The sequence below is a fragment of the Streptococcus halitosis genome (assembly GCF_027691175.1).
Lineage (GTDB): Bacteria > Bacillota > Bacilli > Lactobacillales > Streptococcaceae > Streptococcus > Streptococcus halitosis_A.
The window spans coordinates 509,233-535,659 of record NZ_JAQFBD010000001.1 but is presented as its reverse complement, the minus strand read 5'-3'; the positions used below and the strand labels follow the sequence as shown (position 1 = coordinate 535,659).

Here is a 26,427-nt window from a genome sequence, read left to right as displayed (position 1 = left end):
TTTCACCTGAGATTCTCATCATCTCTCTTCTCATACTCATTATACCCCTTTTTGATGTCATGTCAATCATTACTACTATCTAACCATGCATCCAACTCAATATCATGACCCTGTTTTTGAGCAATCTCATACAGAAGTTCCTGGTTATGAGTGTGGTGAATCCCATTTACCAAACTTTCATAATAGACCTGGAAATAGGGGAGCTTTAAATCTTTAGCCAACTGCAATTCAGCTTCTACATCATAATCCACTCGACGAAAATCAACATCAGCCAAACCTGCTTCATCAAACTCTAAGATCATATACTGGGCCCGCAGGTCCTTACGCAACTTCGCATCTAGAAAGAAGGGTTGTCCAATAGACCCTGGATTAAGAATCAACTGTCCATCACTTCCATAACGAAGCAACTGTTGGTGGATATGACCATATACTGCGATGGAGGCGTGTGGATTCGTCACTAATCTATCAAAATCTTCTTGTTTTCCCGTATGAATCAACTCTCTACCCCAGTTTTTATCAGGGAGATGGTGAGTGATTCCTACCGTCAAATTACCGAACCGACGGTGAACTTGCATGGGTTGATTGTGGAGGTCTTCGATTTCTTCAGGGCTGATTTCTTCTAATATATACTGGCATTGACGTAGGAGGTAGCGATGACTAGCTTTTGTCAAATCTAGCTTACGATGCAAGCCTCGCCAGAGACTGTTCTCCCAATTACCAAGAACTATTGCAGTGATAGGCAAAGTAGCTAAAAGATTCAATATCCTTCTACGTCCCGTTCCAGGCATAAGAATATCCCCCAAAAGCCAGTACTCATCTACCTTTGCCTTTTTAGCATCAGCCAGTACAGCTTCCAGGGCTGTCGTATTTCCATGTATGTCTGAAAGAACTGCTATTTTCGTCATCCTTTCTCCTCTTTTCCTCTTACTTCTTTTGTTAGTATTATAGCAGAAAACACTCAAAAAGAGCACTATCACTACTCACTGGATTAACTTGTAAAGGCTTCCAATACGTGCTATAATATAAATAGAGAGTTCCCCTTCATTTAGGATTATGTGGTCTTCAACATCTCTCAATTTTTGCAGATTGGAGGACTATTGCCATGCGGAAATATCTTAAGTATATTCCATACTACCTTGTCATTTTCTTCTTTTACTGGCCCCTCTATGAGTTGCTTTTACTGCTGATATCTGATTCTTATACGCTGAAGGGACTTTACATTTATAACATTCTCCTCTTTTCTCCCCTAGTAACCTTTATCGTATCGCTACTTTATAGCTATCGATTTCATTTCTCACTTTGGTGGCTACTCGGTATTGGTCTGGTCTTTTGCTTTACCATCATCACCTTTGGTGAGTTCATCCTGCTTTACTTCCTAGCCTATGAACTCTTTGCCCTACTTGGCTTGGCTGCTGGCATGGGTATCAAGCATGTCTTCCAAAGAGAGAAAAACAAAAAAATTATACAAAAACCTTGAAAATTCTCGCAATCATGCTATAATAATGCATAGAGACAAGTCACTTAGTCCCTTTCTACTAGAGAGTGCGTGGTTGCTGGAAACGCATAGAAAGCCTAAACTGATACTACTCTACTGATTTTTATGCAAACATAAAACGGTGGCCACGTTAAAGCCAATCTGAGGTGTCCCTCTTTTTTGAGGAACATAAATGAAGGTGGAACCACGTTGCGACGTCCTTTTAAGGATGTCGCTTTTTGATTTATTAACGAAAAATCAAAAGGAATTTCTATTTATATTTCAAGGGCACCTTCACCATAACTAGGCTAATAAAAACTTTATAAGGAGAAAACCATGATTAAGATTACTTTCCCAGATGGAGCTGTTCGTGAATTCGAATCTGGCGTGACAACTTTTGAAATTGCCCAATCTATCAGCAATTCCCTAGCTAAAAAAGCCTTGGCTGGTAAATTCAACGGCAAACTCATTGACACGACTCGTGCTATCACTGAAGATGGAAGCATTGAAATCGTGACACCTGATCACGAAGATGCCCTTCCAATCTTGCGCCACTCAGCTGCTCACTTGTTTGCCCAAGCAGCTCGTCGCCTTTTCCCAGATATTCACTTGGGGGTTGGTCCAGCTATCGAAGACGGTTTCTACTACGATACGGACAATACTGCTGGTCAAATCTCCAACGAAGATCTTCCTCGTATCGAAGAAGAAATGAAAAAAATCGTTAAAGAAAACTTCCCATCAATCCGTGAAGAAGTTACCAAAGACGAGGCCCGTGAAATCTTCAAGAACGACCCTTACAAATTGGAATTGATTGAAGAACACTCAGAAGACGAAGGTGGTTTGACTATCTACCGTCAGGGCGAATACGTAGACCTCTGCCGTGGTCCTCACGTCCCATCAACAGGTCGTATCCAAATCTTCCACCTGCTCAACGTAGCTGGTGCCTACTGGCGTGGAAATAGCGACAACGCGATGATGCAACGGATCTACGGTACAGCTTGGTTTGACAAGAAAGACTTAAAGAACTACCTTCAAATGCGTGAAGAAGCCAAGGAACGTGACCACCGTAAACTCGGTAAAGAGCTTGACCTCTTCATGATTTCACAAGAAGTCGGACAAGGTTTACCATTCTGGTTACCAAACGGAGCGACTATCCGTCGTGAATTGGAACGCTACATTGTCGACAAGGAAATCGCTGCAGGCTACCAACACGTCTACACTCCACCAATTGCCTCCGTGGAACTCTATAAAACTTCTGGTCACTGGGATCACTACCGTGAAGATATGTTCCCAACTATGGACATGGGAGACGGTGAAGAGTTTGTCCTCCGCCCAATGAACTGTCCTCACCATATCGAAGTTTATAAACACCATGTACACTCATACCGTGAATTACCAATCCGTATCGCTGAGATTGGCATGATGCACCGATATGAAAAATCTGGTGCCCTTACTGGCCTTCAACGTGTACGTGAAATGTCCCTAAATGATGGTCATACTTTTGTAGCTCCAGAACAAATTGAGGAAGAATTCAAGAAAATTCTTCAATTGATTATCGACGTGTATGAAGACTTTAATTTGACAGATTACCGTTTCCGCTTGTCTTACCGCGATCCTGAAGATAAACACAAATACTTTGACAACGATGAAATGTGGGAAAATGCACAACGCATGTTGAAGGCAGCTATGGATGATATGGAACTGGACTACTTTGAAGCTGAAGGTGAAGCAGCCTTCTACGGACCAAAATTGGATATCCAGGTTAAAACTGCCCTTGGAAAAGAAGAAACCCTTTCTACTATCCAGCTCGACTTCTTGCTTCCTGAACGCTTCGACCTCAAATATGTTGGAGCAGATGGTGAGGAACACCGTCCAGTCATGATCCACCGTGGGGTTATCTCAACTATGGAACGCTTTACAGCTATCTTGATTGAGAACTACAAGGGTGCTTTCCCAACATGGCTTGCACCACATCAAGTGACCCTCATCCCTGTTTCTAACGAAAAACACGTGGACTACGCATGGGAAGTGGCTAAGAAACTCCGTGACCGTGGTGTCCGTGCGGATGTGGATGAGCGCAATGAAAAAATGCAGTTCAAGATTCGTGCTTCACAAACTAGCAAAATTCCTTACCAATTGATCGTTGGGGACAAGGAAATGGAAGACGGAACAGTCAACGTTCGCCGCTACGGCCAAAAAGAAACACACACTGTCTCAGTTGATGACTTTGTTGAATCTATCCTGGCTGATATCGCCAACAAATCACGCGTTGAGAAATAAAAACCTAGCATAAAAGCCTCCATTCGGAGGCTTTTTCTCATTTATTCTTACTCAATAACAAGCTTCACTTCAGTGAATTTAATCCGTACGGTTGTTCCTTTTCCAACCTCAGACTCGATACGAATCTGGTGGCCCAGTTCTTCAGAAATTTTCTTAGATAGATAAAGTCCAAGTCCAGATGACTGCTGGGTCAAACGACCATTGTAGCCTGAAAAGCCACGTTCAAAGACTCGGAGCACATCACTGTTTTTAATCCCGATTCCCGTATCCTTGATACAGAGTTCCTGGCCTTCCATATAGATCTCTAGTCCACCTTTCTTGGTGTATTTGAGGCTGTTTGAGAGGATTTGTTCAATGACGACCAACAACCACTTCTTATCGGTCACGATGATTTTGTCAAGGTCATGTAGGTTGACTGTCAGTCCCTTTTGAATAAAGAAAAGGGCATACTTACGGACAACTTCCTTCACCAGATCCTCCACTTGAACCTTTTCAAACACTAGGTCATCATGGAAGCTCTCTAAACGTAGATACTGCAACACCAGATTGGTATAGGAGTCAATCTTGAAGATTTCCTGTTCCAATTGCTGCTTGACCTCACGATCAGAGACTTCTGCCACTAAAAGTCGACTCGCTGCAATAGGGGTCTTTATCTGATGAACCCACAAGGTATAGTAGTCAAGCAAATCTGTCAGTTTACTTTGGGCTTCTGACTTCTTTTGATACAATTCAGACTCACGCTCTTTGAGTTTTTCCGCTAGCACACACTCCAAAGGAGACTTTGGGTCTCTTTCAGCATAGAGTATTTCCTGACGGTAAACCTGAGCTTCTGCAAAAATATCCCAAACCAAAAATAAGAAGGTCAGAAAACCACTGAGCAGAAAGAAATAAAGAAAATAAGTTCCTAGACTAGCAAATAAAAACTGAAAGAGAAGGACGAGAAAGCCTAATGAAAAAATATAGACAAAGATGCGACTGCGAGAACGCAGATAGGCTAGACAAAATGATTTCCAATCAAGCATGTTTCAGTCCGTATCCTATTCCCTTCTTGGTTTCGATAAATCCTGCCAAGCCTTGCTCCTCCAACTTTTTACGCAAACGAGCAACATTGACAGACAAGGTATTATCATCGATGAAAAAGTCGCTATTCCAGAGTTCTCTCATCAAGTCATCACGCGCTACGATATTGCCAGCATGTTCAAACAAAATCCGCAAAATTTGAAATTCATTCTTGGTCAAACTCAATACTTCCCCCTGATAGTGCAGGTCCATAGACTTGGTATTGAGGATCACACCCGCATACTCCAGCAGACTTTCATCCCGCCCAAATTCGTAAGAACGGCGCAACAAGCCCTGAACCTTGGCAAGGAGCACCTGCTGATCAAAAGGCTTGGTCACAAAATCATCTGCTCCCATATTGATCGCCATGACGATATCCATCGCCTGGTCTCTCGAAGACAGAAACATGATGGGTACCTGAGAAATCTTACGAATCTCCTGACACCAGTGGTAACCATTAAAGAGAGGTAAGCCAATATCCATAAGGACCAAATGAGGTTCTGACTGAACAAAAAGACTCAATACTTCCATAAAGTCCTCCACCAAAATAACCTCAAAACCCCATTCTGAGAGCAATTTCCCAACTTGTTGCCGAATGACTTGGTCATCTTCTACTAGTAAAATCTTGTGCATGTGCTCCTCCTTTGTTCTTATTATAACAGATTTTCCCCATGGATAAAATGCAAACCTGTATTTAAACCAGCTCGCTAGCCATGTAGTATCCAATAAGCCTACTAGCTAATTCTAGATAAATGTGATAGGATAAATATAGAGAAAGGAGCTTTTATGGCCAATATTTTTGACTACCTCAATGATGTAGCATACGATTCCTTTTATGACCTCTCCGTGAACGAGTTAGATGTTCTTGCCTTGACTGAATTAACCTACCTTGCTTTTGATGATGTAGTCACCCAAGAACCAAAGCGCCTCATAGATCTTGCACCTCAAATTCCTAGAGACACGACGATGCTGACCAATAAAAACCGTCTCCAGTTATTGGATCAACTCGCTCAACACAAACGATTTAAAAATTGCAAGCTCTCAGAATTTATCAACGATATTGATCCTGAATTGCAGAAACAGTTTGCAGCCATGACTTATCGTATCAGTCTCGATACCTATTTGCTTGTTTTTCGTGGAACTGATGACAGCATCATTGGTTGGAAAGAAGATTTCCATATGACCTATATGAAGGAAATCCCAGCTCAAAAACATGCCCTCCAGTATTTAGAGGACTTTTTTGCCCAACATCCTAACCAAAAGGTTATCCTAGCAGGACACTCAAAAGGGGGCAATCTAGCTGTCTATGCTGCCAGTCAACTTGATCCAAACTTGCAGAAAAACATTATCGCTGTCTATACTTTTGATGCACCTGGGCTTCACAAGGAACTAACCGAAACACTAGGATATCAAAACATGATAGACAGAACAAAAGTATTTATCCCACAAGGTTCTATCATCGGGATGATGCTGGAAATTCCGGATAAAAAAATCGTTGTTCGAAGTACTGCCTTGGGTGGCATCGCCCAGCACGATACCTTTAGTTGGCAGGTTGAAGACAAACACTTTGTCCAACTGGACGAGACCAATAGTGATAGTCAGCAAGTCGATACAACCTTCAAGGAATGGGTTGAAACAGTCCCTGACGAGGAACTACAACTCTATTTCGACCTCTTTTTCGGAATCATTCTCGATGCAGGCATCTCCTCTATCAACGATCTTTCTTCCTTCAAGGTCATTGAACACATTCATCAACTCTTTGTCCAAGCTCAATCCCTCACTCCCGAAGAAAGAGAAACCATGGGGCGCTTAACCCAACTCTTGATTGACACCCGATACCAGGCTTGGAAAAATCGTCAAGGCACGAAAAAGACTTTCTGATACCCTAAGTATTCTCTTCTATGCTATACTTAGTTTAGTACATTCTTTGAGAGAGGAAGATTTATGAAAATCCATAAAACCGTGAATCCCGTTGCCTATGAAAACACTTATTATCTAGAAGGAGACCAACACCTGATTTTGGTTGACCCAGGTAGCCATTGGGAGGCTATTCGCAAGACCATCGAGAAAATCAACAAACCAGTCTGTGCGATTCTCCTGACCCACACCCACTACGACCATATTATGAGTCTGGACTTGGTTAGAGATACTTTTGGAAATCCCCCCGTTTATGTAGCAGAAAGTGAAGCCAGCTGGCTCTATACTCCTGTTGACAATCTCTCTGGCCTACCTCGTCATGATGATATGGCTGATGTCGTCTGCAAACCAGCTGAACACACCTATGTCTTTCATGAGGAATACCAGATCGAAGAGTTTCGTTTTACGGTATTGCCAACACCTGGCCATTCTATCGGAGGTGTTTCTCTGGTTTTTCCTGATGCCCATCTAGTCTTAACCGGAGATGTTCTATTCCGCGAAACCATCGGACGGACAGACCTTCCTACAGGTAGCATGGAACAACTTCTCCATAGTGTCCAGACTCAACTCTTCACTCTTCCTAACTACGATGTCTATCCTGGGCACGGCCCGGCTACGACCATCGCTCACGAAAAGACCTTTAATCCCTTTTTCTAGCAAACAAAAAACCAAGGATAATTTCCTTGGTTTTTTTGTAGCTTCAATTTCTATGTCAATATTTGCTCAGAAGAATCAATATTGACTAGAAAAATAATTCAAAACTAATTAGCCGGATTCAATTCTTTCCAGCCAATGTTAGACAAATCAAGCTTTTCAGAAGAAATATCTAAAACTTGCTCTGCTTTTTCATTGCTACCGATTTGAAGAGTTGCTTCTTTAATCTTCTGCACTCCGTTTTTATCGAACGAATATAGAGACAGGTTCATTTCTGGACGAGTTGACTGCCAGTCTGCATAAGAGACTTGACCATTTTCATAAATAACAAATTCTGAGCGAAAACCACCTGCAGAAGCTATATATGCTGTGTGAAGTAAGCTAGGTTTTTGATTTTCCAAATAATAAATAGCTGAAACAAATTTTTCATCGCCAATAAGCAACTCGTCTTGACCATCCTTATTCAAATCAACCATTGCGTATTTCCAATCGGGTGCATTTTGATAATCCATTCGAGAGAAAACCAGGCTATATCCTTCTGAAGTAATCTTATCTTGTTTATTTTCCTTGTATAAATCTTCTCTATTACCTTGTTTTAAAAGGTCTGTAAAGTGATTATAGCGTTCAATCACTTCTTTATATAAATCTTGTCTAGTTTCTTTCTTATTTTCAGCAGTTGATTGTGATTCATTGGTTGACGAGTCACTAGTATTTTCAGCCTTTGCTTCTGTTGATACACTAGTCTTATCGTCTTTGGAGACAGATGATAGTGCGGATGAAGGTTCTGTATTGTTCCTATTTTTATCGAGACTACAAGATGCTAGAACTGAAATCGAAAGAATAGCTGATAGCATTATTAAAAATTTCTTCATGTTTACCTCGATAGCATTACATTTTCAGATTGATAAACTTCAAAAATGAACCATTAATTCCAAGATGATACTTGGTTAGGGACTTACTTTACCAAATAATCACACGGTCCTCTGGTGAACGCCACATACCATCGCCTTCTTTGACATCATAGGTTGTAAAGAAGTCATCGAAGTTTGGTACTTGAACATTGACACGGAGTTTGGCAGGCGCGTGCACGTCAACACTGGCCATGAGTTTCATCAACTCTGGACGGCCTTTCATGCGCCAGATACGAGCAAAGTTGTGGAAGAATTCTTCAGCAGAGAAGTCTGGTTCTCTCTTAGCAGCTTCAAGGGCTGCAGCAATTCCGCCCAAGTCAGCAACGTTTTCTGATACAGTTAGTTTTCCGTTGATTCTTGCACCGTAAGATTCTTGCCCATCAAACTGGTCGATAACTTTCTGCGTTTTTTCTTTAAAGGCAGCATAGTCACTCTCTGTCCACCAATCCTTGAGACTACCATTTTCATCAAAGGACGCACCATTTGTGTCGAAGGCATGAGAAATCTCGTGGGCAATAACAGCACCAATACCACCGTAGTTGGCAGAAGACGACTGATGCAAGTCATAGAATGGAGCCTGCAAAATGGCCGCTGGGAAGACAATCAAGTTCTTCTGAGGATTATAGTAGGCATTGACCATGTGTGCTGGCATGCCCCACTCCTTGTAATCAACCGGTTGGTTCCACTTGCTCCAGCTGTGCTTGATTTCCACACGCGCAAAGGCTAGGGCATTGTCAAAGAGACTGGCAGTTTCATCCACTACCTTGTCCTTGTAGCGTTCTGGCAATTCCTCTGGATAACCGATATAAGGCTTGATGACATTGAGTTTGACAATGGCCTTGTCTCGCGTTTCAGGCGTGAGCCAGTCGTTCTTAGCCAAGCGTTCCTTATAAACGTCAATCATAGTCGCTACTTTTTTCTCTACGTCAGCCTTAGCTTCTGGGGAGAATTTTTCATGCGCATACCAGAGACCAAGAGCCTGCTTGAAAGGACCTTGGGCTAAGTGATAAGCTGCCTTGACCTTGTCCTGTGCTTCTGGCACACCTGAAAGGGCACGTCCGTAAGCACCTGATAAGACACGAATCTCGTCTGTGAGGTAGCTGGTTGAGAGATTGACCACACCCAAAATCAAAGTTGCCTTAAGCAAAGGCCAAGCTTCTTCACTATAAAACTGGTCTGCTGCTTGCCAGAAACGTTCCTCATCTACGATAACCTTATCTGGAGTTTGTCCAAGAACAGCTTGGAAGAAATCATCCAAAGGTAGGGCAGGAGCAAATTTCTTGAAATCTTCATAAGCGTATGGATGGTAGAGTTTGGCATATTCTGAACTTTCTTCGTTAGAAAGCACCACAGCCGCAATGCGACGGTCCAATTCCAATCTTTTCTCTAGTAAGTCTGCGATTTCCTCATCTGAAAAATCATAGGCTTTGAGAAGATTCGTAGTACTTTCCTTCCAAAGAGTCAAGAGCTCCTCACGCTGAGGATGGTCTTCAGCGTAGTAAGTCGTATCTGGCAAAATCGTCCCTGGTGCACTGGCCCAGAGAACATTGGTTCTGGCATCCATAAAGTCTGGTGATACACCAAATGGAAGGAAGTTTGGTTTACCAGCTAGTTCAAACTCTGCCAGTTTGCTGGTAAAATCTTCAAAACTATCCAAGTCTTGGTACTCCTTGAGTAGAGGAAGGACAGGATTAATCCCATCTGCTTCTCTCTTGTCAAAATCACGTACCATACGATGGTACTTAACAAAGTTTGCGAGGATGGCATCCTCTGGGACTTCTTCACCTGCCAACCACTTGTCCGTAGTCGCCAGCATCAACTCTTCAATTTCCTCGTCAAGGTCAATAAAACCACCAGTTCGAGATTTATCAGCTGGAATGACAGCTGTTTTTTCCCATTCGCCATTAATAGCATCATAAAAATCATCTTGATAACGTGTCATCTTGTTCTCGCTTTCATTTTTTCACTTATTCTTAGCTTAGCAGAAAACACTTGGGAATGCAATTAAAAATGGTCTCTCTTTTCACTTCATTTTTCAGTTATTATTTTAAATTTTTCAAAAATTAACTTGACTTAATTTTTTTTTTAAGGTATATTAAAAGACAGGAGGAATACAACTGTATGATACGTATCGAAAACCTCAGTGTCTCCTACAAAGAAACGTTGGCACTAAAGGATATCTCACTAGTGCTCCAAGGACCAACTATTACCGGAATTATTGGTCCAAACGGTGCTGGAAAATCAACTTTATTAAAAAGTATGTTGGGAATTATCCCACATGAAGGTCAGGCCTTTCTCGATGACAAAGAATTCAAGAAATCGTTACATCGAGTTGCCTATGTCGAGCAAAAAATCCATATCGACTACAATTTCCCTATCAAGGTCAAGGAATGCGTCTCTCTGGGACTCTATCCATCCATCCCACTCTTTCACACCTTAAAGGCCAGCCACTGGAAAAAAGTGGCAGATGCACTTGAAATCGTTGGGCTCTCAGACTATGCTGATCGCCAAATCAGCCAGCTCTCAGGCGGACAATTTCAACGTGTGTTGATTGCCCGCTGCTTAGTGCAGGAAGCAGACTACATCTTTCTAGATGAGCCATTTGTCGGGATTGATTCGGTTAGTGAAGAGATTATCATGAACACGCTGAGAGATCTTAAAAAAGCTGGTAAAACAGTTCTCATCGTCCATCATGACCTCAGCAAAGTCCCCCATTATTTCGACCAAGTTCTGCTTCTCAATCGAGAATTAATAGACCTTGGTCCGACTAAAGAAACATTTACCGAGGCCAATCTTAAGAAGGCCTACGGTAGCAAACTCTTTTTCAATGGAGGTGGCCTATGATAGCAGAATTTATCGATGGATTGCAAAATTTCCATTTCCTACAAAACGCCTTGATCACAGCTATTGTCATCGGAGTTGTTGCTGGTGCTGTGGGATGTTTTATCATCCTACGTGGTATGTCTCTCATGGGAGATGCCATCTCTCACGCAGTTTTGCCCGGCGTAGCCCTTTCCTTTATCCTGGGAATTGATTTCTTTATTGGAGCGATCATCTTTGGTTTGATGGCTTCCATCATCATTACCTACATCAAGGGAAACTCTATCATCAAGAGTGACACTGCCATTGGTATTACCTTTTCATCTTTCTTAGCCTTAGGTGTCATCTTGATTAGTGTTGCCAAGAGTTCGACAGACCTCTTCCATATCCTTTTTGGGAATATCCTCGCTGTCCAAGATACGGACATGTGGATTACCATTGGTGTGGGGGCATTGATTCTCTTGATTATTGGGATTTTCTTTAAACAACTATTGATTACATCCTTTGACGAGCTCCTGGCTAAAGCAATGGGAATGCCCGTTAATTTCTACCACTATCTACTCATGGTGCTCTTGACCCTTGTGTCCGTCACCGCCATGCAAAGTGTCGGAACCATTCTTATCGTGGCCATGTTGATCACCCCAGCTGCGACGGCTTACCTTTATGCTAATAGCCTAAAGAGCATGATTTTTCTTTCATCAGGCCTAGGAGCTCTGGCTTCTGTTGTAGGGCTCTTTATCGGCTATAGTTTCAATCTCGCAGCAGGATCGAGCATCGTGCTCACATCCGCCAGCTTCTTTCTAATCAGTTTCTTTATCTCTCCTAAGCAACGATACTTGAAACTGAAAAACAAAAAAATCATTAAATAACGGGGAAACCCTTCTGGAGGAATCTAATGAAAAAATTAGGTACATTGCTTGTACTCTTTCTTTCCGTCATTGCTCTTGTAGCATGTGCTAGCGGAAAAAAAGATACGGCTTCTGGTCAAAAACTAAAAGTTGTTGCTACAAACTCAATCATCGCTGATATTACCAAAAATATCGCTGGTGACAAGATTGATCTTCATAGTATCGTTCCTGTTGGTCAAGACCCACACGAATACGAACCACTTCCTGAAGACGTTAAGAAAACTTCTCAAGCTGACTTGATTTTCTATAACGGTATCAACCTTGAAACAGGTGGCAATGCTTGGTTTACCAAATTGGTCGAAAATGCCAAAAAAACTGAAAACAAAGACTACTTTGCAGTCAGCGAAGGCGTTGATGTTATCTACCTTGAAGGCCAAAACGAGAAAGGCAAAGAAGACCCACACGCTTGGCTCAACCTTGAAAATGGGATGATTTATGCTAAAAATATCGCTAAACAGCTCATTGCCAAAGACCCTAGCAACAAGGAATTCTACGAAAAAAATCTCAAAGACTATACTGAAAAACTAGACAAACTGGACAAGGAAGCCAAAGAGAAATTTAACAATATCCCTGCTGAGAAGAAACTCATAGTAACTAGCGAAGGATGCTTCAAATACTTCTCTAAAGCCTACGGTGTTCCAAGTGCCTACATCTGGGAAATCAACACGGAAGAAGAAGGAACTCCTGAACAAATCAAGACCTTGGTTGAAAAACTTCGCCAAACAAAAGTTCCATCACTCTTTGTTGAATCAAGTGTCGATGACCGTCCAATGAAGACCGTTTCACAAGACACAAACATCCCAATCTACGCACAAATCTTCACTGACTCAATCGCTGAAGAAGGCAAAGAAGGCGACAGCTACTACAGCATGATGAAATACAACCTTGACAAGATTGCTGAAGGTTTGTCAAAATAATCCATTAAAAAACGTCATTCTCACGTGAATGGGCGTTTTTTTATCACTTAATTTCCGGTCAAATCATTGGAAAAATCTGACAATTCTCGGTAAAATAAAAGAAAAAGAATGGAGTAGTTTCATGACCACTTTTCTCGGAAATCCTGTAACTTTTACAGGTAAACAACTGCAAGTCGGAGACAAGGCACTTGACTTTTCTCTTACAACAACCGATCTCTCTAAAAAAACGCTAGCTGACTTTGATGGAAAGAAAAAAGTCTTGAGTGTTGTCCCTTCTATCGATACTGGTGTCTGCTCAACGCAAACACGTCGATTCAACCAAGAACTTGCCAACCTTGACAACACCGTCGTTCTTACCGTTTCTATGGACCTACCATTTGCCCAAGGACGCTGGTGTGGGGCTGAAGGTCTTGACAATGCCATCATGCTATCAGACTACTTTGACCATTCTTTCGGGCGCGATTATGCCCTTTTGATTAACGAATGGCATCTCCTCGCACGTGCCGTCTTTGTTCTCGATACTGACAATGTCATCCGTTACGTAGAATACGTTGACAACATCAACACGGAACCAGACTTTGAAGCTGCCATTGCTGCAGTGAAAGAACTGGACTAAAATCAAAGCCATTAGGGCAGAAGGCTAGAGAAATCTAGCTTTTTTTGATATACTAGATGGAGAGAAAAGACAAGAGGAAACGAATGACGCCAAATAAAGAAGACTACCTAAAATGTATTTATGAAATCGGTACGGAAATTCAAAAAATCACCAATAAGGAAATTGCTGCCCGTATGCAAGTCTCTCCACCTGCCGTAACAGAGATGATCAAACGCATGAAAAGTGAAAATCTCATCCTCAAGGATAAGGAGAACGGCTATCTATTGACAGATATTGGCCTCAAACTGGTCTCTGAGCTCTATCGTAAACACCGTTTGATTGAAGTCTTTCTAGTTCACCATCTAGACTATACTAGCGATCAAATCCACGAAGAAGCTGAGGTCCTAGAACACACTGTATCCGACCTCTTCGTAGAGAGACTGGATAAACTGCTTGGCTTCCCTAAAACCTGCCCCCACGGAGGAACCATCCCAGCCGAGGGAGAACTCTTGGTCGAAATCAACAACTTACCACTAGCGGCTATCCAGGAAGCTGGTACCTACCTCCTGACTCGCGTTCACGATAGCTTTGATCTGCTCAAATACTTAGAAAAGCATGAGATTCATATCGGTGACCAACTCCAAGTCAAGCAGTTTGATAATTTTTCCAATACCTTTACACTGGTCAACAAAGGTGAAGATCTCCAAGTTAGCATCGATATCGCCAAACAACTCTATGTCGAAAAAATCAACTAAGCCCTTATTCCTGAAAGAAATTCCTTTCGGGGATTTTTTATTATTTTGCTTGTAAGTCCCATTCGTTTGGTGTAGAATGAAGCTAGATAAAAGAGGGAGGTCTTCCTATGAAAAAGCTCTTTAGAATCCATTTTGCAGCCATTGCAGTCAGCGATTTGCTACTATTAGCAATTTTTATCTCCAAAACCGATCTCTCTGTAGACTGGCTCCTGCTCTCTGGTTTTATTTTCATCCTTGCTCAGGGACTACTGCTATTTCGCTTGGTCAACCGACTCAAACATCATTTCGTTGAGATTTATCCTCAAATAAATAAAAAGTTTCGCTTCTACTATTTAGGAGTAGTCATCAGCGATTTTCTATTATTTGTCCTCTTAGCCTTCGCTAGTTCTCAGCGACTTTCCTCTCTTATGCCAATCGTCACTGGTTGTCATTCTACTTTATATTATATAACGGCTAGCAACCTAAGAGAAAACTATCCCGACTTTTACAACAGACATACCTCTTTATGGGAGTGTCTATAAACAAAAACCAAGCCAGCTGGCTTGGTTTTCTTATCTATTTTTAGTATCAAGAATGATGGTGACTGGTCCATCATTAACCAGCTCAACCTGCATATCCGCTCCAAAGATACCTGTCTGAACAGGTACTTCCTGAGCTAGCTTGTGGTTGAAAGTATCATAGAAGGAAGTTGCCATATCCGGCTTGGCAGCACCTGTAAAAGCTGGACGATTGCCTTTCTTGGTATCTGCAAAGAGGGTAAACTGGGAAATAGAAAGGATTTCTCCTTCAATATCCTTGACAGACAGATTCATCTTGCCTTCTGCATCAGAAAAAATCCGCATGTTGACGAGCTTTCTCACAGCATAGTCCAGATCTTCCTCTTGGTCCTCTGGGCCAACACCGACCAGTAATAAAAGTCCCTGATTGATTTTCCCATGAACCTGACCTTCGATAATCACTTGGGCTTTCTTGACTCGTTGAATGATGATTTTCATAATAGCCTTTCTAGTAAGAGCTAGGAGAATTAGCCGTTGGTCCGTTTGACAGAGTAAACCTCTGGCACACTCTTAATCTTGTCCACGACTGTGGTCAGTGTAGAGAGGTTGGAAATACCAAAGGAGACATGGATATTAGCAAATTTCATATCCTTGGTTGGTTGAGCATTAACGGTTGAAATATTCTTAGTTGTGTTGGAGAGAACTTGCAGAACATCATTTAAGAGCCCTGTACGGTTAAGACCATAGATATCGATGTGGGCGGTGTATTCCTTGCTTGAGAATTGATCTTCCCACTCCACATCAAGGAGACGTTGCTCATAGTTTTCTTGGGCACGGAGATTCATACAGTCCACACGGTGAATAGCTACACCTCGTCCCTTAGTAATGTAGCCGACAATGTCGTCACCCGGAACTGGATTACAACACTTGGCAATACGAACGAGGAGTCCTGAAGCACCTTCAATGACCACACCACCCTCATGCTTAACCTTGAGGGTTTCTTTGTTCTCGACTTTAACTTCGCCACCTTTGACAAGCTCTTCTGCTTCCGCCTTGGCCTTGGCACGCTCTTCCTCACGGCGTTCCTTTTCGGTCAAACGGTTAAAGACGGTAATAGCGCCAATTTCTCCAAAACCAATGGCTGCGTAGAGAGCCTCCTCTGTCTTGTAGCTGGTCTTTTGAAGAACCTCGTCCATATGACGCTTGTCCATAAACTTATTGGCTACATAGCCGTTTTCTTGGAACTGGGCCATCAACATTTCACGGCCCTTGTTAACGGATAATTCCTTGTCTTGATTTTTAAAGAACTGACGAATCTTGTTGCGTGCCTTGCTAGTCTTGACCATGTTGAGCCAGTCACGACTCGGACCAAAGGAGTTGGGGTTGGTGATAATTTCAACCTGATCCCCTGTCTTGAGTTTGGTTGTCAGTGGAACCATACGGCCATTGACCTTGGCACCAGTCGCTTTTTCACCGACTTTGGTGTGGATTTCATAGGCAAAGTCAATCGGTCCTGAATCTTTTGGAAGGGAGCGAACCGCACCATCAGGAGTAAAGACGTAAATCTCCTCTGCCAGATAGTTTTCTTTAACAGAGTCCACAAATTCCTTGGCATCATCAGCCTGGTCTTGGAGCTCCATCATCTCCTTGATCCAGTTCATCCCAATAGCAGATTCCTTGCTGTTGACCTGCCCTTTAATGCCTTTCTTATATGCCCAGTGAGCTGCTACCCCGTACTCAGCCACTTCGTGCATTTCCTTGGTCCGAATCTGGAATTCAATCGGCCCTTTTGGCCCATAAACGGTTGTATGGATAGACTGGTAACCATTGGCCTTACGATTGGCGATATAGTCTTTGAAGCGGCCTGGCATAGGTTTCCAAAGTTCATGCACATAACCCAGCATAGCATAGACATCACTCTGGGTATCTAAGATACAGCGAATGGCAATCAGGTCATAAATTTCCTCAAAGCGTTTCTTCTTATCCTGCATCTTGCGGTAGATCGAATAGATATGCTTAGGACGACCATAGATTTTCCCTTTGAGATTGCGTTCGGTAGCATACTCTTCCAACTTGGTTACGACTTCGTCGACCAGAGCCTCACGTTCTCTGCGTTTTTCCTTCATCATGTGGGTGATCTTGTAAAACTCAGTTGGATTGAGATAACGGAAAGATAGATCTTCCAACTCCCACTTGACACTGGAAATCCCTAGACGATGAGCAAGTGGTGCGTAAATTTCCATGGTTTCTCTGGAGATCCGTTCTTGCTTGTCCTTTCGCAGGTGTTTGAGAGTCCGCATATTGTGCAAACGGTCCGATAATTTAACCAAGATAACACGGATATCCTCTGACATGGCCATAAGCATCTTGCGGTGATTTTCAGCCAATTGTTCCTCGAGTGATTTGTACTCAACCTTACCAAGCTTGGTCACCCCATCAACGATAATTCGAACATCATGACCAAATTCCCGCTCCAGATCATCCAGTGTCGCATCTGTATCCTCAACCACATCATGCAAAAAACCACAGGCAACGGTTACGGCATCCAGCTTGAGCTTAGCTAGAATGCCTGCAACCTGAATGGGATGGATAATATAGGGCTCACCTGATTTCCGAAACTGCCCACTATGACAATCAACTGCGTAAATCAATGCTTTTTGTACAAAAGCAACGTCTTCCTTTGTTAAATATTCTTTCGTTAAAGCGACTACCTGATCGCCCGTCAAATTCACTTCTTTCGGCATCTATACTCTCCAATTCTTCCTACCATTTTATCACTTTTTTAAGGATATGAAAACTAGAAAAGCCTGTTTTTATGCCAATACCAATCATTAAAAAAACACTGCCAGATTTCTCTAGCAGTGTTTTGACATTTCATTTGCTTAGTAGACTGTTTTTTCAGTTTCTACGTCGAAGAAGTGTGCTTTGTTCAAGTCAAATCCAAGTTCAACTGTTGCACCTGTTTGCAAGTAGTCACGAGCATCCACTTTTGCAACAAATTCGTCTTTACCAACTTGGCAGTAAAGGTGAGATTCTGAACCAAGCAATTCTGATACTGAGATAGTAGCTTTGACAACTGATTCTGGGAATGTTTCAAGGAAAGCAGGTTCTGCATTCACGTCCTCTGGACGAATACCGAAGATCAATTCTTTACCTTCATAGCCTTTTTCACGAAGAACTTTCAAAGCACCTTCTGGCACTTTCAAGCGGAAACCGTCAGAAACAATTTCATTGCCTTCTAATTTCACATTGATGAAGTTCATAGCTGGGCTTCCGATAAATCCTGCTACAAATTTGTTAACTGGGTTTTTGTAAACTTCTTGAGGAGTTCCGATTTGTTCAACACGTCCGATAGTACCTGTACCAGCTGGGTTCTTAGTTGCTGACATGATAACGATACGGTCTGCAAGAGTCATCGCTTCTGTTTGGTCGTGGGTTACGTAGATAGTTGTAGCTCCGATACGACGGTGGATTTTCGCAATTTCAGCACGCATCGATACACGAAGTTTGGCATCCAAGTTTGACAAAGGTTCGTCCATCAAGAACACTTTTGCATCACGGACGATGGCACGACCCATGGCAACACGTTGGCGTTGACCACCTGAGAGGTCAGCAGGTTTACGATCCAAGAATTCTTTCAAACCAAGGATTGCTGCTGCTTCTTGCACACGTTTGTCGATATCTTCCTTGCTGTATTTACGCAATTTCAAACCGAAAGCCATGTTGTCATATACAGTCATGTGTGGATAAAGAGCGTAGTTTTGGAATACCATGGCGATGTCACGGTCTTTTGGAGCCACGTCGTTGACAACCACGCCATCGATAGATGCAGTACCTTCTGTAATGTCTTCAAGACCAGCAATCATACGAAGAGTTGTTGATTTACCACATCCTGAAGGACCTACGAAAACGATAAATTCTTTATCTTTGATGTCCAAGTTGAAGTCTTCAACTGAATAGTGTTCGCTGTTTGGATATTTTTTGTAAATATTTTTAAGATTCAATTCTACCATGAGGTAAACTCCTTTTGTCTTTTGATAGTCTTATTATAGATGAAAACGCTTTACTTTTCTATGGCAAGGTGACCAAAAAAATAAAAAAGTTCTGTGCAACTTGCACAAAACTTTAGAGAATATCTGGTAAAATCAACTGATAACAAAGGGTGAGATCCGTCAACTCCTTCAACTGAAGCCCTGTCAATTCTTCCCATCTATCAATCTTGTATTGGAGAGAGTTGCGGTGCAGATAGAGTTGCTGGGCTGTTTTAGTTAGGACAGCACTATTTTCCCAAAGGGAGAGAATGATTTCCTGAATCTGGTCCTGATCCAAAATCATCTGGTGCAAGCATTCTTTAATGACTCTCAGGTCCACTAGTCTTTCTCCCATACTCCAAAGATAGAGCTGTGAAAAGGTATGAACGCCTTGATGCCCCTGACGCCACCATGTCTTAAACAAATCTCGCTCTGCTTTGATTAAGTCTGATAGGGCTTGATGGCCTGTCTGAGACCAAACCTGCCCCAACATGATAGACAGACGAAGACCAAAGTCATACTCAACCGCTTCAATCGTATCAGATAAAATTGAGCGAACAGAGCTGTATTTATCTTGTTGAAGCACAAATACATAATCCTGAGAACCGACCTGCAGCACCGTCTGACAGTTGGGAAAAAGAGTCCGCATCATATCCAGCCAAGAGGCCAGATTTTCCTGTTGGTAATAAGACAGATGGAAATAAACCAATTGAATCTTTTTGAAAGCTTGCGGTGCCTGCCCCTTTCCCTCAATCAGATAGGGATACCAAGGATTGAGCGAACGAGCCTGCTCCTGCTGGGTCAAAAGGGCAACCAGCTGCTTTTCACGCTCGCTGAGCCCAGCTTCCTCTAGTAAAATCCACTGCTGAGAAGCTAAAGGGAGAGTAAGATAGCCTGGTTTCTCAATCGGCTGATCTGAAATCTGAGCTTCAGGAAACCAGTTCTGTAATTCCTTTGCAATCATATCCTAGCCCTCCACTTTTTGGATGCACCAAGAAATCAAGGTCTCTAGACGCTCCAGATTTTCAGTCAGATGGAGATAGCCCATGACCGCCTCAAATCCCGTGGACATACGATAAGTCACGACATCTGCATTTTTAGCCTTTGTGTGACTATTGGTATTGCGGCCACGTTTGTAGATTTCTTCTTCTTTTTCCGTCAGGACTTGCTCCTCCAACATGAGGGCAATCAGGCGAGCCTGAGCCTTGGCTGAGACATACTTGGTCGCCTCTTGGTGGAGTTTGTTGGGTTTGGTCATGCCTTTACGGATGAGATGGCGACGGATATACATGGAGTAAACTGCATCTCCCTCAAAAGCTAGCGCAATCCCGTTAATGAGATTGACATCAATCACGAGTCCACCTCACTCCATCCTTGGTGTCAAGGAGCTTAATTCCTTGAGCCGCTAATTGATCACGGATTTGGTCTGCTGTCGCAAAGTCACGATTAGCACGCGCTTCTTGACGTTTTTGGATTAAGGCTTCAATGTCTGCATCCAAAACTTCCTCAACAAAGACAATTCCAAAGACTTCTAACATAGCCGCAAGAGCTTCTTTAACACTTGCATCATAGTTGCCGGAGTTGATCCACTTGGCCATCTCAAAGACAACTGTGATACCGTTGGCAGAGTTAAAGTCCTCATCCATAGCTGCTATAAACTTTTCTTTAAAGTCCTGTAACTCTTGAGCATCTACAGTCCCAGAAAATGGTTGCTCGTAAGTGTTCTTCAGATATTTGAGATTGGTCTCTGCATCACGCACTGCCTTTTCAGTAAAGTTGATTGGTTTACGGTAATGCTGAGTCGCAAAGAAGAAACGCAACACTTGACCATCAATGGTTTTGAGGGCATCATGGACTGTGATGAAATTCCCCAAGGATTTAGACATCTTGACATTGTCAATATTGACAAAACCATTGTGCATCCAGTAGTTCGCAAAAGTCTTGCCTGTTTTGGCTTCTGACTGGGCAATTTCGTTGGTATGATGCGGAAACTCAAGGTCGGCTCCACCACCGTGAATATCAATGGTATCGCCCAAAATCTCTGTCGACATGACCGAACACTCGATGTGCCAACCCGGACGACCAGGTCCCCAAGGACTATCCCAAGAAATCTCGCCCGGTTTTGCAGCTTTCCAAAGGGCAAAGTCTACAGGATTTTCCTTGCGAGCTGTCTCTTCATCTGTACGACCTGAAGCACCCAGCTCCAAATCTTCCAAGGTTTTATTGGCCAATTTAGCATAGTTGTGGGATTTTTCCACACGGAAGTAAACGTCCCCTTGACTCTCATAGGCAAAGCCTTTCTCGATCAAGTCTTCCACAAAACGGATGATGTCCGCCATAAACTCTACTACACGTGGATGGCGAGTCGCAGGTTTCACGCCCAAGGCTGTCACATCCTCACGAAAGGCAGCGATGTACTTATCCGCAACCTCCTGAGGCGTGATGCCTTCTTCCTTGGCACGGTTAATAATCTTATCATCCACATCCGTAAAGTTGGAAATATAGGCAACCTCATAACCACGGTACTCAAAGTAGCGACGAATAGTATCAAAGGCTACTGTTGAACGAGCATTCCCCACGTGGATATAGTTATAGACGGTTGGCCCACAGACATACATCTTAACCTTGCCGTCCTCGATAGGGACAAATTCTCGCAAATCACGAGACATGGTGTCATAGATTTTAATCACTCACTGTCTCCTTTCTGTTTCTTGTTTATCGTAAAGAGTCATTTCAATCCAACTCTCTAGCAATTACTAAGGCTATCTCAAAGAAAGTCATAGCATCTGCTTTTCTTTCTTCATGTCTTGCATCCCACTCATGATTGTGATGGTCAACATAATCAGCCGTATAAAAAAATTGATAGACTTTTGCTTGTCGAAATTGCGTCCAAGCCATGATTGCAGAAGCTTCCATATCCACAACAGTCGCACCTGCTGCTAATCTACGTTTGACCTTATCGGCTGTTTCACGATAGAAAGCATCTGTGGTCCAAATCTTTGTTCGAATGTGCTCAATACCAGATTTGTTCAAAGCTTCTTCCATGGTTAAGAGGAGAGTTTCGTCATAAGCTATCTCATCACTTGCAGGAGCGTAATGGTAACTTGTACCTTCATCACGTAGAGCTGAACTTGGTAGAATAATCTTATCTGCCTGAATAGACTGATCTAGAACTCCGCAAGAACCCAAAACAATAAAGTTCTTAAATCCTCTTGCTTTGAGTTCTTCTAAGAGTCCAACAACCATCGGGGCTCCAATCGTAGCTATAGCAACTGCTACCTTACTCCCATCTTTTTCATAGATATACCATGGAAGTCTGCCATTTAGATTGGTTAGATAGCCACCTTCGTAAACATCTTCAAACTGCTTTACTCGTTCAACGATTTCTCCATTAAAAGATAAAATAATCGTGTCACAGATTTCTCCACCACCACGAATACTTCGATCAGTTGGTTCGATAACAGCAGGTACATTTTCGAATTCTTCTAATAGCATTTTTCTACTCTTTCTCATTCAGATAAACTACCTGTGTCTGTTTGACAAAGCCGATTTTTTCATACAAGCGCTTGGCACCTACGTTGCTGTCCTCTACTGCAATCTGAAATTCCTTATCATTTTGCTCAATCAGTTGGTTGATAAGAGATTTTACGAAGTAGCTTCCATAGCCTTTTCCACGTTCAGGTTCCGATATTACCAAACCATAGAGGTAATTTGTATTAGTCGATAAATCTACCGTACAAGTCCCAATAACCTGACCGTCTTTTAATAAAATATATAGACGACTTTCTGGATCCTTCAGAGCTTCGGCGACATATCTATCCACAACTTCTCTCAATTCATGCTCCTCTGAAAATGCCTGAAATTTTAACTGGCTAATTTGCTCCTGATATGAACTATCTGCTAACAAAACTTCAAGATTGGAAAGCTTTGCTAACGGATAAGGTCTTCTATCCTTACCTAACCAGGTTTCTGTATCTTCATCCTCGACCAATCCCCAGTTGCTGACAAAATCAGGATGACGCTCTAGAAAAATACGTTCTGTCTGAAAAGTAACTGAACGAATAGGGAAAGGAGCCGTTTCTTTCTCAAAACTCGTAAACAAAGCACGCGCAATTCCCTGACGACGATGATCTGGATGAACCAGTATCGTCACTTCCACGTCTTGATCATCCGCATAGACAGTTAAGAGACCAACAAGTTCGCCTTTTTCATAATAAAGGAAAAAGGCGGGCATGTTTGGGTCAAAATTAAGCATGTTAAAAAGATAGGGATCACGATAAGTTCCATCATAGGCTTGGCAACAGTCAATTAGTTTTTTCGCCTCAGATAACTCCTCTTGGCTTAACTTGTTTCTTGCTTGAATCATATAGGTAACCTCTACAACCCCGACGATCTGTGACTGGCTTCTTTAGCCTGCTCGAGTTTATTGACGTAGTACTCTCGTTTTTCTTCGACTTCGTGGATCGTTGGCTCATCCTTCTGTCCATGAACTCGGACGATCTTAGCCGGAATACCAACAACTGTCACATCACTAGGTACGTCTGCCACGACTACTGCAGCAGCACCGACCTTGGCATTTGCACCAATTTCTACAGGACCAATAACTTGGGCATGTGCTGATATAAGGGCACCCTGACGAACGGTTGGATGGCGTTTGCCACAGTCTTTTCCTGTCCCACCGAGAGTCACTCCATGATAGAGCAGAACGCCTTTTTCAACAATCGCCGTCTCTCCAATCACCAAGCCTGAACCATGGTCGATAAAGACACCTGAATCAATCTGGGCACCTGGATGAATCTCGATTTGAGTCCAAAAGCGCCAAAACTGACTGTGCATACGAGCCAGGAGTTTAAAGCCATGCTTCCAGAGAAAATGCGAGAGACGGTGGGCAGCCAAGGCCTTGACACCTGGATAAGTCAGCAAAACTTCCAAACTGTTGCGTGCCGCTGGATCATTTTCTTTTACAATATCAATGGTTTCGCGCCACCATCCCATACATTTCTCCTTTTCTTATTCTGAATCTTTTGGCGTATCTGTGAATTCTTTCTTAGGTTTGTGGTCCTTGTGATGACGTGGACGGTGAGGTCGCTCAGACTTTTCGCCTTTTTCATCATGCTCAGGTTTTGGCGGACGAGGAAGAAGCGCCTTCATAGAAGCATCAACACGTCCTTTTTCATCAATCTTGATAACTTTGACATCGACTTCGTCTCCAATAGCCACCAAGTCTTCGACATTATTGGTACGCGTCCAAGCCATTTCAGAAATGTGCACAAGTGCATCTGTCTTATCAAAGAGGTTGACAAAGGCACCAAATTTCTCGATACGAACAACCTTAGCATGGTAAACTTCATCCACTTTGGCTTCACGAACCAAGCCAGCGATGATTTCTTTGGTACGGTTGATAGCATCTTGGTCGCTAGAGTAGATAGAAACATTACCTTCTTCGTCGATATCAATCTTAACGCCAGTTTCAGCGATAATCTTATCAATGGTTTCTCCACCCTTACCGATGACAATCTTAATTTTGTCCACATCAATCTTGATGGTATCAATTTTCGGAGCAGTTGGAGCCAATTCTGGACGAACTTCTGGAATGGTTGCTTCAATCACATCAAGGATTTCAAAACGCGCTTTCTTGGCTTGAGCAAGTGCTTCAGTCAAGATTTCTGCAGTGATTCCTTGAATCTTGATATCCATTTGAAGGGCTGTAATCCCGTCACGAGTACCTGCAACCTTAAAGTCCATATCTCCAAAGTGGTCTTCCAAACCTTGGATATCTGTCAAGACTGTATAGTTGTTTCCATCTGAGATGAGACCCATGGCAATCCCTGCTACTGGCGCCTTGATTGGCACACCACCAGCCATAAGGGCAAGAGTTCCCGCACAGATAGAAGCTTGAGATGAAGAACCATTTGATTCCAAGACCTCAGCTACCAAGCGGATAGCATATGGGAATTCTTCCAAACTTGGCAAGACTTGAGCAAGGGCACGCTCACCAAGAGCACCGTGACCGATTTCACGACGACCTGGCGCACCGTAACGACCAGTTTCCCCAACAGAGTATTGTGGGAAGTTATAGTGGTGCATAAAGCGTTTCTTGTACTCTGGATCCAAACCATCAATGATTTGAGTTTCACCCATCGGAGCCAAGGTCAAGACTGAAAGAGCCTGAGTTTGTCCACGAGTGAAGAGACCTGAACCGTGCACACGAGGAAGGAAGTCAACAACCGCATCCAAAGGACGGATTTCATCAACCTTACGACCGTCAGGACGTACCTTGTCTTCTGTGATCAAACGACGCACTTCTGCGTGTTCCATTTGTTCCAAGATTTCAGCCACATCACGCATGATACGATCAAATTCTTCGTGGTCTGCATATTTTTCTTCATACACAACAGTAACTTGGTCCTTAACTGCTTGAGTTGCAGCTTCACGAGCCAATTTTTCTTCAACTTGAACCGCTTTTTGGAGGTCGCTGTTGTAGGCTGCGATGATTTCAGCTTGCAATTCAGCGTCCACATGAAGCAATTCTACTTCTGCTTTTTCCTTACCAACTGCTGCAACGATTTCTTCTTGGAAGGCAATCAATTCTTTGACTGCTTCGTGCCCTTTAAGGAGAGCTTCCAACATGATTTCTTCTGACAATTCTTTAGCACCAGACTCTACCATGTTGATGGCGTGTTTGGTACCAGCTACTGTCAATTCAAGGAGCGATTGCTCTGCTTGTTCTTGCGTAGGGTTGATGATGATTTGGCCATCTACATATCCCACTTGTACCCCAGCAATTGGTCCGTCAAATGGAATATCTGAAATAGAAAGCGCCAAGGATGAACCAAACATAGCTGCCATTGGTGCTGAGGCATTTTCATCATAAGAAAGAACTGTGTTGATGACTTGTACTTCATTACGGAAACCTTCCGCAAACATAGGACGGATTGGACGGTCAATCAAACGCGCTGTCAATGTCGCATCCGTTGAAGGACGCCCTTCACGTTTCATAAAGCCACCAGGAAACTTCCCAGCCGCATACATTTTTTCTTCATAGTTGACTTGAAGTGGGAAGAAATCCCCAGTTGCCATCTTCTTAGACATAACGGCAGCAGTCAAGACAGTTGACTCACCATAACGTACAACAACAGAGCCATTTGCTTGCTTAGCAACCTGACCAGTCTCTACAATTAACTCACGACCCGCAAAAGTCGTTTGAAACACTTGTTTTGTCATTTTAATCCCCTTTGGATTGATGAAATTATACGCCTTGCCTACAAAGATCAAGATACCAAGGACGTCAAAAGCAAAGTAAAAATAGGAAACTGACGAAGTCTTCGATGAAGACAAGACAGTTTATCTTTTTTACACAGCTTTTCGGCCGGGTTCAATTATACAAGATAGCATTCGATTGACGCAGTGTGCGATGCACACTAGGAAATCTATCTTTTTCACTAGGGATTTAGCCCGTGTTCAACTATTTAGATACTTTGAAAAGTTTAAAAATATTATTCTTTAGTATTTTTCCTTTTTATAGCAGATTTGAATAGTTAAAAATCTGTTTATACCCTCATCTTTGTATCAAGTACGTACAGAGTCTATTTTATCATATTTTTCTTAA

Annotated in this window: 25 protein-coding genes; 10 read left to right on the top strand and 15 right to left on the bottom strand. The window is 42.7% G+C overall.

Annotated elements, in window-relative coordinates:
• Positions 1-62: 62 nt before the first annotated feature.
• Positions 63-905, bottom strand: coding sequence for a metallophosphoesterase family protein (locus tag PG086_RS02560; RefSeq protein ID WP_270747686.1), 843 nt, complete (start codon positions 903-905; stop codon positions 63-65).
• A 197-nt stretch (positions 906-1,102) separates the two neighbouring features.
• On the opposite strand from PG086_RS02560, the gene PG086_RS02555 reads away from it, so the two are divergent.
• Positions 1,103-1,477, top strand: a complete 375-nt coding sequence (locus PG086_RS02555; protein WP_057488646.1) for a hypothetical protein — start codon at positions 1,103-1,105, stop codon at positions 1,475-1,477.
• Positions 1,478-1,810: 333 nt separating this feature from the next.
• The gene (thrS, locus tag PG086_RS02550; protein ID WP_270747685.1) at positions 1,811-3,754 is read left to right on the top strand and encodes a threonine--tRNA ligase; all 1,944 of its coding nucleotides are present in this window, start codon (positions 1,811-1,813) and stop codon (positions 3,752-3,754) included.
• Between the two features lie 47 nt (positions 3,755-3,801).
• Here the strand turns inward: thrS and PG086_RS02545 are convergent, their stop codons facing one another.
• Together PG086_RS02545 and PG086_RS02540 are read right to left on the bottom strand one after the other, a co-directional pair.
• Positions 3,802-4,776, bottom strand: coding sequence for a sensor histidine kinase (locus PG086_RS02545; protein WP_270747683.1), 975 nt, complete (start codon positions 4,774-4,776; stop codon positions 3,802-3,804).
• Entirely contained in the window at positions 4,769-5,446 is a 678-nt protein-coding gene (locus PG086_RS02540) for a response regulator transcription factor (protein WP_270747681.1), read from the bottom strand. The genes PG086_RS02545 and PG086_RS02540 overlap by 8 nt, the downstream gene beginning before the upstream one ends.
• A 153-nt stretch (positions 5,447-5,599) precedes the next feature.
• On the opposite strand from PG086_RS02540, the gene PG086_RS02535 reads away from it, so the two are divergent.
• Positions 5,600-6,694 carry a DUF2974 domain-containing protein gene (locus tag PG086_RS02535; protein WP_084853669.1) on the top strand — a complete coding sequence of 365 codons (1,095 nt, stop codon included), beginning with the start codon at positions 5,600-5,602 and terminating at the stop codon, positions 6,692-6,694.
• A 63-nt stretch (positions 6,695-6,757) separates the two neighbouring features.
• Positions 6,758-7,387, top strand: a complete 630-nt coding sequence (locus PG086_RS02530) for an MBL fold metallo-hydrolase (protein ID WP_270747680.1) — start codon at positions 6,758-6,760, stop codon at positions 7,385-7,387.
• A gap of 104 nt (positions 7,388-7,491) precedes the next feature.
• Here the strand turns inward: PG086_RS02530 and PG086_RS02525 are convergent, their stop codons facing one another.
• Together PG086_RS02525 and PG086_RS02520 are read right to left on the bottom strand one after the other, a co-directional pair.
• Positions 7,492-8,256, bottom strand: a complete 765-nt coding sequence (locus PG086_RS02525) for a hypothetical protein (protein ID WP_033583454.1) — start codon at positions 8,254-8,256, stop codon at positions 7,492-7,494.
• Positions 8,257-8,344: 88 nt separating this feature from the next.
• On the bottom strand, positions 8,345-10,237 hold the full coding sequence (locus tag PG086_RS02520; protein ID WP_270747679.1) for a M13 family metallopeptidase: 1,893 nt from the start codon (positions 10,235-10,237) through the stop codon (positions 8,345-8,347).
• A gap of 179 nt (positions 10,238-10,416) precedes the next feature.
• Between PG086_RS02520 and PG086_RS02515 the strand changes: the two genes are divergently transcribed.
• From PG086_RS02515 to PG086_RS02490, 6 genes are all read left to right on the top strand, one after another.
• On the top strand, positions 10,417-11,139 hold the full coding sequence (locus tag PG086_RS02515) for a metal ABC transporter ATP-binding protein (protein ID WP_270747678.1): 723 nt from the start codon (positions 10,417-10,419) through the stop codon (positions 11,137-11,139).
• The gene (locus PG086_RS02510; RefSeq protein ID WP_000559794.1) at positions 11,136-11,984 is read left to right on the top strand and encodes a metal ABC transporter permease; all 849 of its coding nucleotides are present in this window, start codon (positions 11,136-11,138) and stop codon (positions 11,982-11,984) included. The genes PG086_RS02515 and PG086_RS02510 overlap by 4 nt, the downstream gene beginning before the upstream one ends.
• Positions 11,985-12,010: 26 nt before the next feature.
• Positions 12,011-12,940, top strand: a complete 930-nt coding sequence (locus tag PG086_RS02505; protein ID WP_000733087.1) for a metal ABC transporter substrate-binding protein — start codon at positions 12,011-12,013, stop codon at positions 12,938-12,940.
• Between the two features lie 121 nt (positions 12,941-13,061).
• The gene (gene tpx / locus PG086_RS02500) at positions 13,062-13,556 is read left to right on the top strand and encodes a thiol peroxidase (RefSeq protein ID WP_000206541.1); all 495 of its coding nucleotides are present in this window, start codon (positions 13,062-13,064) and stop codon (positions 13,554-13,556) included.
• Between the two features lie 83 nt (positions 13,557-13,639).
• Entirely contained in the window at positions 13,640-14,290 is a 651-nt protein-coding gene (locus tag PG086_RS02495) for a metal-dependent transcriptional regulator (RefSeq protein ID WP_270747677.1), read from the top strand.
• Positions 14,291-14,397: 107 nt separating this feature from the next.
• Positions 14,398-14,811 carry a hypothetical protein gene (locus PG086_RS02490; RefSeq protein ID WP_270747676.1) on the top strand — a complete coding sequence of 138 codons (414 nt, stop codon included), beginning with the start codon at positions 14,398-14,400 and terminating at the stop codon, positions 14,809-14,811.
• A gap of 30 nt (positions 14,812-14,841) precedes the next feature.
• Here the strand turns inward: PG086_RS02490 and dtd are convergent, their stop codons facing one another.
• The 10 genes from dtd to pnp form a co-directional block, all read right to left on the bottom strand.
• On the bottom strand, positions 14,842-15,285 hold the full coding sequence (dtd, locus tag PG086_RS02485) for a D-aminoacyl-tRNA deacylase (RefSeq protein WP_167266081.1): 444 nt from the start codon (positions 15,283-15,285) through the stop codon (positions 14,842-14,844).
• Between the two features lie 29 nt (positions 15,286-15,314).
• Entirely contained in the window at positions 15,315-17,531 is a 2,217-nt protein-coding gene (locus PG086_RS02480) for a RelA/SpoT family protein (protein ID WP_001123776.1), read from the bottom strand.
• A 138-nt stretch (positions 17,532-17,669) separates the two neighbouring features.
• A complete protein-coding gene (locus PG086_RS02475) occupies positions 17,670-18,800 on the bottom strand; it encodes an ABC transporter ATP-binding protein (RefSeq protein ID WP_000229937.1) in 1,131 nt (376 codons plus the stop codon).
• A 112-nt stretch (positions 18,801-18,912) separates the two neighbouring features.
• Positions 18,913-19,782: a PucR family transcriptional regulator gene (locus PG086_RS02470; protein ID WP_270747675.1), complete on the bottom strand. Its 870-nt coding sequence runs from the start codon at positions 19,780-19,782 to the stop codon at positions 18,913-18,915.
• A gap of 3 nt (positions 19,783-19,785) precedes the next feature.
• Complete coding sequence (locus PG086_RS02465) at positions 19,786-20,172, bottom strand: Mini-ribonuclease 3 (protein ID WP_270747674.1); 387 nt, start codon at positions 20,170-20,172, stop codon at positions 19,786-19,788.
• Entirely contained in the window at positions 20,165-21,508 is a 1,344-nt protein-coding gene (gene cysS / locus PG086_RS02460; protein WP_270747673.1) for a cysteine--tRNA ligase, read from the bottom strand. Before cysS ends, PG086_RS02465 begins: the two co-directional genes overlap by 8 nt.
• Positions 21,509-21,551: 43 nt before the next feature.
• Positions 21,552-22,313, bottom strand: coding sequence for a nucleoside phosphorylase (locus tag PG086_RS02455; protein ID WP_084853644.1), 762 nt, complete (start codon positions 22,311-22,313; stop codon positions 21,552-21,554).
• 4 nt (positions 22,314-22,317) lie between these two features.
• The gene (locus PG086_RS02450; protein ID WP_270747672.1) at positions 22,318-23,184 is read right to left on the bottom strand and encodes a GNAT family N-acetyltransferase; all 867 of its coding nucleotides are present in this window, start codon (positions 23,182-23,184) and stop codon (positions 22,318-22,320) included.
• Between the two features lie 11 nt (positions 23,185-23,195).
• A complete protein-coding gene (gene cysE / locus PG086_RS02445) occupies positions 23,196-23,813 on the bottom strand; it encodes a serine O-acetyltransferase (RefSeq protein WP_084875724.1) in 618 nt (205 codons plus the stop codon).
• 15 nt (positions 23,814-23,828) lie between these two features.
• Positions 23,829-26,042 (bottom strand): polyribonucleotide nucleotidyltransferase, encoded by a 2,214-nt coding sequence (gene pnp / locus PG086_RS02440; RefSeq protein ID WP_270747669.1) that lies wholly within the window; start codon positions 26,040-26,042, stop codon positions 23,829-23,831.
• Positions 26,043-26,427: the final 385 nt, after the last annotated feature.